Annotated in this window: 6 protein-coding genes and 1 rRNA gene; 1 reads left to right on the forward strand and 6 read right to left on the reverse strand. The window is 56.1% G+C overall.

Going from position 1 to position 11,107, the window contains the following annotated elements:
• Nucleotides 1–184: 184 nt before the first annotated feature.
• Entirely contained in the window at nucleotides 185–3,868 is a 3,684-nt protein-coding gene (gene metH / locus WFO64_RS10835; protein ID WP_337011540.1) for a methionine synthase, read from the reverse strand.
• A 194-nt stretch (nucleotides 3,869–4,062) separates the two neighbouring features.
• Here metH and iclR point away from each other — a divergent pair, with 194 nt between their 5' ends.
• Nucleotides 4,063–4,890: a glyoxylate bypass operon transcriptional repressor IclR gene (iclR, locus tag WFO64_RS10840; RefSeq protein WP_337011542.1), complete on the forward strand. Its 828-nt coding sequence runs from the start codon at nucleotides 4,063–4,065 to the stop codon at nucleotides 4,888–4,890.
• Here the strand turns inward: iclR and aceK are convergent.
• From aceK to rrf, 5 genes are all read right to left on the reverse strand, one after another.
• Entirely contained in the window at nucleotides 4,865–6,613 is a 1,749-nt protein-coding gene (gene aceK / locus WFO64_RS10845) for a bifunctional isocitrate dehydrogenase kinase/phosphatase (protein WP_337011499.1), read from the reverse strand. The genes iclR and aceK overlap by 26 nt on opposite strands.
• A gap of 62 nt (nucleotides 6,614–6,675) precedes the next feature.
• Nucleotides 6,676–7,977 carry an isocitrate lyase gene (gene aceA / locus WFO64_RS10850; RefSeq protein ID WP_337011501.1) on the reverse strand — a complete coding sequence of 434 codons (1,302 nt, stop codon included), beginning with the start codon at nucleotides 7,975–7,977 and terminating at the stop codon, nucleotides 6,676–6,678.
• Between the two features lie 17 nt (nucleotides 7,978–7,994).
• A complete protein-coding gene (gene aceB / locus WFO64_RS10855; protein ID WP_337011503.1) occupies nucleotides 7,995–9,593 on the reverse strand; it encodes a malate synthase A in 1,599 nt (532 codons plus the stop codon).
• Nucleotides 9,594–9,855: 262 nt separating this feature from the next.
• Nucleotides 9,856–10,785, reverse strand: coding sequence for a homoserine O-acetyltransferase MetA (gene metA, locus WFO64_RS10860; protein ID WP_337011505.1), 930 nt, complete (start codon nucleotides 10,783–10,785; stop codon nucleotides 9,856–9,858).
• Between the two features lie 179 nt (nucleotides 10,786–10,964).
• Nucleotides 10,965–11,080 (reverse strand): 5S ribosomal RNA (gene rrf / locus WFO64_RS10865).
• Between the last annotated feature and the right edge of the window lie 27 nt (nucleotides 11,081–11,107).

Raw genomic sequence — 11,107 nt, forward strand, 5'->3', positions numbered from 1 at the left:
GAACCCGGTTAGATCGGAAAGGCGCTAATGCCATCCCTGGCCGCTCGTCCCGCGCCGTCCCTGGCGCGGGACGCTTTCCTCCTCTGACCGTGTTCCCTGCGCGTTGAGTTTCTTCATTGCTGCCAGATTTAACCGGAGCTGGATTTGTCAGCAGTCTGAAGCGGCCCTCTGGCCGCTTTTTTATTTAGTCCGCGTCGTAGCCGAGATTCGGCGCCAGCCAGCGCTCCACTTCCGTGACCGACATCCCTTTACGTGCCGCATAATCTTCCACCTGGTCACGCTGGATCTGCGCCACGGCAAAATAGCGGCTGTCAGGATGGCTGAAGTACCAGCCGGAAACTGCCGCGCCCGGCCACATGGCAAAGGATTCGGTGAGTTTCATGCCGGTCTGTTCTTCCACCGCCAGCAGACGCCAGATGGCGGCTTTCTCGGTGTGATCAGGACAGGCCGGATAGCCTGGTGCCGGACGTATCCCCTGATAATTTTCCCGAATCAGCTCTTCATTGCTGAGATTTTCGTTGGGCGCAAAACCCCAAATCACTTTGCGCACCCGCTCGTGCAGATATTCGGCAAAGGCTTCCGCCAGACGGTCAGCCAACGCTTTCACCATGATCTTGTTGTAGTCATCGTGCTGACGATCGTAGGCCTCCGCCATCGCATCCTCCTCCAGTCCGCCAGTCACTGCGAACGCGCCGAGGTAATCCGCTTTTCCGGAAGTTTTCGGGGCAACAAAATCCGCCAGACAGTAATTGGCGAAGTCAGTTTTCTCGGTCTGCTGACGTAAGTGGTGACTCACACACAACACTTCATCGCGCCGCTCGTCACTGTAGATATGGATATCATCACTAACCCGGTTGGCCGGAAAAATACCGACCACACCACGCGGCTTCAGCAGGGACTGCTCACTTAATCTGTCGAGCATCGCATTGGCATCGGCAAACAAGCGCTGCGCCTCTTCACCGACGACCTCATCTTCCAGGATACGGGGATATTTGCCTGCCAGCGACCATGTCATAAAGAACGGCGTCCAGTCGATATAGTTGCGCAGCGTGGCAATGCTGGCCTCCACCTGACTGACACCAGGGCGATGCGGCACTGGCGGTGTATAGCTCTCCCAGTCAATCGACGTGGCATTATCGCGCGCCGCCTGCAGCGAGACCGGCGGCGTCCGCGGCTTTTTACGTGCATGCTGGATGCGCACGGTTTCGTACGCTTTGCGCGTTCGGGCGACAAAATCGTCTTTTAATGTGGCGGAGAGCAGCGACGACACCACGCCAACGGTGCGTGAAGCATTCTGCACATAGACCGTCGGCCCGCTGTAGTGCTGCTCAATTTTGACGGCAGTATGCGCCTTAGAGGTCGTTGCGCCGCCAATCAGCAGCGGTAAGGTAAAGCCCTGACGCTCCATTTCTTTCGCCATGTTGACCATCTCATCCAGCGACGGCGTGATCAGACCGGATAAGCCGATGATGTCTGCATTTACTTCGTGCGCCGTTTTGAGAATCTTCTCGCCCGGTACCATTACGCCCAGGTCGATAATTTCGTAGTTATTACACTGCAACACCACGCCGACAATGTTCTTGCCGATGTCGTGTACATCGCCTTTGACCGTCGCCAGCACGATTTTACCGTTGCTGCACCCTGCCTCTTTGCTGGCTTCGATAAACGGCTCCAGATACGCCACCGCCTGCTTCATCACGCGCGCCGATTTCACCACCTGCGGCAGGAACATTTTGCCTTCGCCGAACAGGTCACCGACCACGTTCATGCCGGACATTAGCGGGCCTTCGATTACTTCTATTGGGCGCGGTAGCTGCTGGCGCGCCTCTTCGGTATCCTGCTCGATAAACTCCGTGATCCCCTTGACCAGCGAATACTCCAGCCGCTTCACCACGTCCCAGCTGCGCCATTCGGCGAGCTGTTTTTCCTGCGCGCCACCGCTTTTGCCGCCACGGTATTTCTCCGCCAGCGCCAGCAGCCGCTCGGTGCCATCATCCCGCCGGTTAAGAATGACATCCTCTACCGCGTCGCGCAGTTCTGTCGGCAGATCGTCATAGATGGCCAGCTGGCCTGCGTTGACGATGCCCATATCCATGCCGTTACGGATGGCGTAATAGAGGAAGACCGCGTGTATCGCTTCACGCACCGGATCATTGCCACGGAATGAAAACGACACGTTGGAGACGCCGCCGGAGATCAGCGCATGGGGCAGTTCACGTTTGATATCTTCACAGGCCCCGATGAAATCCATGGCATAGTTGTTGTGTTCGTCAATGCCGGTGGCAACCGCAAAGATGTTGGGATCGAAGATGATATCTTCCGGCGGGAAACCAACCTGTTCGGTGAGGATCTGGTAGGCACGGCGGCAAATCTCAATTTTACGGGCGCGGGTATCTGCCTGCCCCACTTCGTCAAACGCCATGACCACCATCGCCGCGCCGTAACGCCGGACCTGACGCGCATGGTGGATAAAGGCCGCTTCACCCTCTTTCATCGAAATCGAGTTCACGATCCCCTTGCCCTGAATGCACTGCAGCCCTTTCTCAATCACCGCCCATTTTGAGGAGTCGATCATGATCGGCACGCGGGCAATATCGGGTTCGCCGGCGATCAGATTCAGAAAACGCACCATCGCTGCTTCGGCGTCGAGCATGCCTTCATCCATATTAATGTCGATGATCTGCGCACCACTTTGCACCTGCTGCAGCGCCACTTCCAGCGCGTCGTGGTACTTCTCTTCTTTAATCAGTCGCTTAAATTTTGCCGAGCCGGTAACGTTGGTGCGCTCACCGACGTTAACAAACAGTGATTCTGCGGTGATGTTCAGCGGCTCCAGACCGGCGAGACGACAGGCCACCGGTATCGCTGGCAACTGACGCGGCGCAACGCCTTCAACCGCCGCGACCATGGCCGCAATATGTTGCGGCGTGGTACCACAGCAGCCGCCAATAATATTCAGGAAACCGGCGGTGGCCCATTCCCCAATCTGCTGCGCCATCAGCGTAGCATCGAGATCGTATTCGCCGAACGCGTTGGGCAGCCCGGCATTGGGATGGGCAGTAACATAGCCCTCGGCGATGCGCGACAATTCCGCCACATACTGACGCAGCTCATCCGGTCCCAGCGCGCAGTTCAGGCCAAAAGAGAGTGGTTCGGCATGACGGAGAGAGTTGTAAAAGGCTTCGGTGGTCTGGCCGGAGAGCGTCCGGCCGGAAGCGTCGGTGATGGTGCCGGAGATCATCAGCGGCAGCGCCACCCCCAGCGCGTCCATTTCGGTCTGTACCGCATAGATAGCTGCTTTGGCATTCAGCGTATCAAATACCGTTTCTATCATGATGAGGTCAGCCCCTCCCTCCACCAGCGCGCGCGTCGATTCGCGGTACGCCTCCACCAGCTGAGTAAAGGTAACGTTACGGTACGCGGGATCATTGACGTCGGGTGAGATCGAGCAGGTGCGGTTGGTGGGGCCGAGAACGCCCGCGACATAACGCGGACGATCCGGCGTTTTTGCCGTCCACGCATCGGCGCAGGCTCGCGCCAGTCGGGCCGCTTCGAAATTGATCGCCGCCGATAGACTTCCCATCTGGTAATCCGCCATCGCAATCGATGTGGCATTAAAGGTATTGGTTTCGAGAATATCTGCACCCGCGGCCAGATAAGCGTTGTGGATCTCGCGGATCACCGCCGGTTGACTCAACACCAGCAGATCGTTATTGCCTTTGAGATCGCAGGGCCAGTCAGCAAAACGGCTGCCGCGAAAATCGTCTTCCTCCAGCCGGTAGCTCTGGATCATGGTGCCCATGCCGCCATCCAACACCATAATGCGTTGTGCGAGCTGCTGATGTAGCGCGTCAATTTTATTGCTCACAATTGCCCCATTCACGTCAGTCTGCTGGCGGAAAACCCTGTTTTTCATTCTGGCACAAGCTTGTCAGGCGACAAAGTCACCTCGCCAGAGACATTTTCAGGAGACCACCTCACAGGTCTGACCAGAAAAGCAGCGTTTGCAAACCGCGTGATTCAAACGAAAATGATTTCCACAATGCAAAAGGAGAAACAATGATGGCAACGCCCGTTCCCATTAAGCGCGGCAAGAAACCCCGCGGCACCCCTGTCGCCGCACCTGCGGGCGGTCAGGTTCAATCGCTGACGCGCGGACTGACGCTGCTGGAGCTGATTGCTGATTCACATGGCAGCGTAGCGCTGACCGAGCTGGCACAGCAGGCAGGTTTACCTAACTCCACCACGCATCGCCTGCTCAGCACGATGCAGCAGCAGGGCTTTGTCCGGCAGGTGGGCGATCTCGGGCTGTGGACAATTGGCGCGCACGCCTTTGTGGTGGGCAGCAGTTTCCTCCAAAGCCGTAATCTGCTGGCGCTGGTCCACCCGGTGCTGCGTAGCCTGATGGAACAGTCCGGTGAGACAGTGAATCTGGCGGTGCTGGATCTCAGCGACCACCAGGCGGTGATCATTGATCAGGTGCAGTGTACCCAACTGATGAGGATGTCTGCGCCGATTGGCGGCAAGCTTCCGATGCATGCCTCAGGCGCAGGCAAAGCGTTTCTGGCTCATCAGGGCGACGAACAGGTCACCGCCCTGCTGCATCGGAAAGGATTGCATTACTACACGCCGAAAACTCTGATGTCGCCGCAGAGCCTGAAAGAGAATCTGGCGCAGGTGCGCAAAGCGGGCTTTTCGTTTGATGACGAAGAGCATGCACTCGGACTGCGATGTGTCGCCGCGCCAATCTATGATGAACATGGCGAGGCGTTTGCCGCGCTTTCCATCTCTGGCCCCATCGCCCGTATGACAGACGATCGGATTACGGAACTCGGTGCGCTGGTCATCCGCGAAGCGCGTCAGGTTACCCTTGCGTACAGCGGTCGTTGACAGTCTCTGCGGCGTAGCAGACGCTGAAACGCTGCGTCTGCCGCCAGGCGATAACCTCTTCCACATGGCCCTGGACGATACGCTGTTGCTGCGCGCGCCACCAGCTGGCGTCGAATATCTCCGGGTGCAGTTGCAGCAGCAATGCGCCAGTCGCGGCTTCGCTGCATAACGCATAGCGGAAGGTTTCCGGGAACACATCGTCCGGTCCGACGCTGTACCACGGCTCGGCGCTGAGTTCATCTTCCTCATAGCGCGTCGCTGGCACCTCCCGGAAGTTCAGCTCCTGCATCGGGCGGATCTCATCGTAATCGTAAAAAATCACCCGGCCATGGCGGGTTATGCCGAAGTTTTTAAACAGCATATCGCCAGGAAAGATATTGGCTGCCGGCAGCTGTCTGATGGCATTGCCATACTCTTCAATCGCATGACGTCGGTCTGCGGCGCTGGCCTGCGCCAGGTAGAGATTAAGCGGCTGCATACGGCGCTCCAGCCACAGATGACGAATGATCAAGCGATCGCCTTCGATGTGCAACTTCTCTGCCACGCAGGCGTGGAGTTCCGCCAGCAACGCCGGTGAGATGCGCGCCAATGGCAGCGCAAACTGCTCGAACGCCTGGGTATCCGCCATACGCCCAACGCGATCATGCTCTTTAACCTGCTGATAACAGGCGTGCACCTGCGCTTCCGTCACCTCTTTTTGCGGTGCGAAGCGATCCTTGATCACCTTGAATACCCAATCAAAGCCCGGCAGCATGAAGACCAGCATCACCATGCCGCGCACGCCTGGCGCGATCTCAAAAGCCGCCTTATTCTCTGCCAGCGCCTGAAGATATTCACGATAGCTTTCAGTTTTACCGTGCTTCTGGCAGCCAATCGCTATATAGCGTTCTGCCAGTGTTTTTCCGGGCAGAATCGGTTGCAGCCAGGCGACCAGCGCCGCGGGCACCGGGGCATAGACCATGAAATAAGCGCGGGCAAAACCAAAAACGATGCTGGCGTCATTAACCTCGGTCAGACAGGTGTCGATCCACAGCTCGGCCGTTTCAGTGCGCTGGATCGGCAGCAGGCAGGGAAAAATGCCTTCCGGCAGATGCAGACGCGCCACCAGCCAGGCGGTTTTGTTGCGATAGAAGAGTTCACTGTTGACCTCAAGCCAGCCCTCGTCCAGCCGGGGGAAATGCGACTGCAGGTGGCGGACAATCCAGCCCACATCGCGCGCGCGGTGCTGCCAGGACAACGTCAGAGGTAAATCCCCCAACACTTGATCCACCAATGCCAGCCAGCCCCTCTCCGGCTGATAACGGCGCGACAACGGGCGTAACGGTGTGACCGGCGCGGTCAGGGACTGAGAACTAAGGATAAACAGCCGGTCCGGCTGCAGATCGGCATGTCCATGTAACCGGCAGTAGACGGAGTTAAAGAAGCTTTCGGCAATCTCATGCCGTGGATAGCCGGGCAGCAGGCTTTGATAGTGATCCTTAACGCGCAGCCAGAAAATCTCATCCCAGCTGGCCGCGCCGTTCAGTACCCGCAGCTGGTCGGACACCAGGCTGACATGATGATCATAAAGATGAATGCGGGCCTTCATGGCATGCTGCACCGCCTGCCATTCCGCCTGCTCGAACCGCTGCTGTGCGCCAGCAGTAATGTCGAGAAAGCGGCCATACTGTGCATCAAAACCCTGCAGGATAGTGTGGGCGATTAATGATTCGCGTGGCGGCATAGTCAGCTCCGGTAAAAAAACCCGCCCACAGTGCGGGCGGATAATCAGTCAGAGGAAAAGCGTCAGAACTGATGCTCTTCGGTCGAACCGGTGAGCGCGGTGAGCGATGACTTACCGCCCTGAATGATGTTGGTAACCTGATCGAAATAGCCGGTGCCCACCTCCTGCTGATGCGACGAGAAGCTGTAACCGCGATCGCGGGCAGCAAATTCAGGCTGCTGAATCTTTTCAACATAGTGACGCATCCCTTCGCCCTGTGCGTAAGCATGGGCCAGATCGAACATGTTGAACCACATGCTGTGAATGCCAGCCAACGTGATGAACTGGAAGCGATAGCCCATGTCGCTAAGTGCCTGCTGAAACCTCGCGATGGTGCGATCGTCGAGGTTCTTTTTCCAGTTGAATGAGGGCGAACAGTTATAGGCCAGCAGTTTGCCCGGGAAGCGCTCATGAATGCTGTCGGCAAAGCGCTGCGCCATCACCAAATCCGGCGTCGAGGTTTCACACCACAGGATGTCAGCATAAGGTGCATAGGCCAGTCCGCGACTGATCGCCTGTTCGATGCCAGCGTGGGTGCGGAAGAAGCCTTCTGCCGTCCGGTCGCCCCGGATGAAGGGGCGGTCATATTCATCGCAATCTGAGGTAATCAGGTCAGCGGCGTCAGCATCAGTGCGAGCCAGCAGCAGGGTTGGCACAGCCATCACATCCGCAGCCAGCCGTGCCGCCACCAGTTTCTGGATCGCTTCCTGGGTCGGTACCAGGACTTTGCCGCCCATGTGACCGCATTTTTTTACTGCAGCTAATTGATCTTCAAAGTGAACCGCAGCAGCGCCCGCCTGAATCATCGCCTTCATCAGCTCAAACGCATTAAGCACCCCACCAAAACCGGCTTCGGCATCCGCGACAATCGGCAGGAAGAAATCGGTATACCGACTGTCACCCGCTTCAATGCCGCTGGACCACTGAATCTGATCGGCACGCTGAAAGGTCTGATTAATACGCGCCACAACTTCTGGCACCGAGTTCACCGGGTAGAGCGACTGGTCGGGATACATCTGCCCCGCCACGTTGGCATCCGCAGCCACCTGCCAGCCAGAAAGGTAAATGGCTTCAATTCCCGCTTTGGCCTGCTGCAGTGCCTGTCCGCCGCTCAGCACACCCAGACTGTTGATGTAACCTTTCTTCGCCTCGCCATTTAGCAGCGCCCATAATTTCTCCGCACCGCGCTCTGCCAGCGTACAGGTGGGCAGGACTGAGCCACGCAGATTGACGACCTCTGCTGCGCGGTAAGGGCGGGTGATGCCCTGCCAGCGTGCGGTTTGCCAGTGTTGTTCAAGTTGCTCTATCTGTTGAGTACGTGTCATGGCAGTAGCTCCTCTGTTCAGGGGATCAGGCGATAGCCTGGCAGGGTAAGAAAGGAAACCAATTCGCGCTCGGTAGTGATCTGCGCCATCAACTGTGCCGCATCGTCATAGCGAGCGGCGCTGAAGTGGGCTTCGCCCAGCGCGTGTTGCAGCAGATGCTGCTCTTCATTCAGCCAGCGCAGAAACAGTTCAGCCGTGACCTGCTGGCCGCTATTGAGCATTTGCTGATGATGAATCCATTGCCAGATTGAGGTGCGTGCGATCTCAGCGGTAGCGGCATCTTCCATCAGACCGTCAATCGGGACACAGCCTTTACCGCTGATCCAGGCCTCAAGGTATTGCAGCGCCACGCGGATGTTGGCACGCATTCCGGCCTCAGTGCGCTCACCCTGACAGGGCGCGAGCAACTGCTCCGCCGTGATTGGGACATCCTCTTCACGCATGACCTGTAGCTGATTGGGCCGCTCGCCCAGCGCGGTATTGAAAACCGCCATCGCGGTATCTGCCAGACCAGGATGCGCAATCCAGGTGCCGTCGTGCCCGTTAACCGCCTCCCGCTGCTTATCTTCCATCACGCGCTGCAACACCCAGGCATTGCGAGTGGGATCTTTAGCGGGGATCAGTGCTGACATTCCGCCCATCGCGAAAGCCCCCCGGCGATGACAGGTTTTTATCAACAGACGCGAATAAGCGTCCAGGAACGGCTGAGACATGGTGACGGACTGGCGATCGGGCAGCACGCGATCCGCATGCTGTTTCAGGGTTTTGATATAGCTGAAAATGTAATCCCAGCGGCCACAGTTAAGGCCAACAATGTGATCGCGCAGATTCCACAGGATCTCATCCATCTGAAACACGGCGGGTAGGGTTTCAATCAATACCGTGGCTTTGATTGTGCCGCGCGGCAGATCGAATTGATCCTCGCTGAAACTGAAGATCTCACGCCACCAGGCAATCTCCTGCCAGCTCTCTGTTTTCGGCAGATAGAAATAAGGCCCGCTGCCTTTGGCTAGCAAGGACCGGACGTTATGAAAGAAATAGAGCGCGAAATCAAACAGCCCGCCCGGAATCGTCTCCCCCTGCCAGGTGACATGCTTTTCTGACAGATGCAGGCCGCGAACCCGGCACATCAGCACCGCAGGGTTAGCACCGAGTTGATAAACTTTGCCTTTATCGCTGGTGTAGCTAAGGGTGCCCTGCACCGCCTCGCGCAGTGTCAGCTGCCCTTCAATCAGCTTTGACCACTCCGGTGACAGCGAATCCTCAAAGTCGGCCATAAAGACTTTTACTTTTGCGTTCAGGGCGTTAATCACTATTTTTCGATCGGGGGGGCCAGTGATCTCGACCCGACGATCTTCTAAATCTGCCGGAATAGAGTGAATATGCCATGCACTGGATCTTATGGAAGCGGTTTCCATATCGAAGTCTGGCAGATAGCCCTGATCATATCGCTGTTGCCGCTGCTGGCGAGCCGATAACAGCACTTTGCGTTGCGGTGCAAAACGTGCGACCAGAGCCTGTAAAAAAGAAACAGCCTCGGGCGTTAACAGTTGCTGTTCGGCATGGCTAAATGGTTGGCTGAAAATAAGGGTATGGCTGATCACTGAGTCTGTCATGCTGGCGTTCTCCTGTATTCAAAGGATCGAATGCAGCGGATCCACACGGTGTTTGTTTTCTGAGCGACAGGATCAGAGCATAATCATTTATTTTATAAAATCAAAAACTATTTCCATTTTAATAGCGTGATGCTTATATCACCATGTTTTATATGAAATTATAATACCTTCCAATAAGGGAAGTACTTTCAGAAGCATTTTAAAGGCGAAAAAAAACCGTGTTGCCATCAGCTAACACGGTTCAGTGAATCTTCAGACGGGGCTATTCCAGCGTCGGATTCATGCGACGCAGATCGAACGGCGTGATTTGGTAAACGTAGTAGTTAAGCCAGTTCGAGAAGAGCAGATTGCCGTGACTACGCCAGGTGGCGCGCGGTGGCAGGGCCGGATTGTCCTGTGGGAAATAGTTATAAGGCACTTCCGGACTCACGCCGGCTTCATAATCGCGATGGTACTCACCGGACAATGTCAGAGCATCATATTCCGGGTGGCCGGTAACAAACACCAGACGTTTGTCTTTACTCGCCAGCAGATAGGCGCCGGTTTGTTCCGATTCAGCAAACAATTCAAGATCGGTGTAATCGGTGATCAGCTGAGTGGGAAAATCTGCATAGCGTGAGTGCGGCGCAAGGAAATTATCATCAAAACCACGAGTCAGTAACGCATGGGGATGAAGAATCTGGTGCTCATAGACGCCGGACAGTTTGTTATGTCGGGTTTGTTTAGGAATGCCATACAGAATATTAAGCGCAGCCTGCACTGCCCAACAGACAAACAGGGTTGAGGTGACGTGCTCATTTGCCCAGTGCAGTACGCGCTGAATCTGGGGCCAGTAGGCGACATCATTAAAATCGACCAGCCCGAGTGGCGCACCTGTCACGATTAAGCCATCGTAGTTGTCATGCTGGATATCTTCAAAATTGCAGTAGAAGTTATTGAGATGCTCAGTGGGCGTATTGCGTGACTCACGGCTGTCAATGCGCAGCAGCTGAATATCGATCTGTAAAGGCGAGTTGGAGAGCAGACGCAGAAACTGATTTTCCGTTTCGATCTTTTTTGGCATCAGATTCAGTATGAGCACTTTAAGCGGGCGGATCTCCTGAACACTGGCACGGGACGATGTCATGACAAAGACATTTTCGTCGCGCAAAAAATTCACTGCCGGTAATTCGTCGGGAACCCTGATTGGCATAACCTGCTCACCTCTCGCAACCGTATAAACGTTTAGACATCTGGATGCCCAACATTAGCCTGATCATTGTGGATTGTCGAGAGTTGATGCAGTAAATGAAAATGTTTCAGCTTAAAGTGGCAAACAACAGACGTAAAAAAGCCCCGCACGACAGTGCGGGGCTTCTTCACTTATTTAATGCCTGGCAGTTCCCTACTCTCGCATGGGGAGGCCCCACACTACCATCGGCGCTACGGCGTTTCACTTCTGAGTTCGGCATGGGGTCAGGTGGGACCACCGCGCTACAGCCGCCAGGCAAATTCTGTCTCCGCGCCGCCCGACG

The organism is Pantoea sp. AS142 (assembly GCF_037152305.1).
Classification (GTDB): domain Bacteria; phylum Pseudomonadota; class Gammaproteobacteria; order Enterobacterales; family Enterobacteriaceae; genus Pantoea.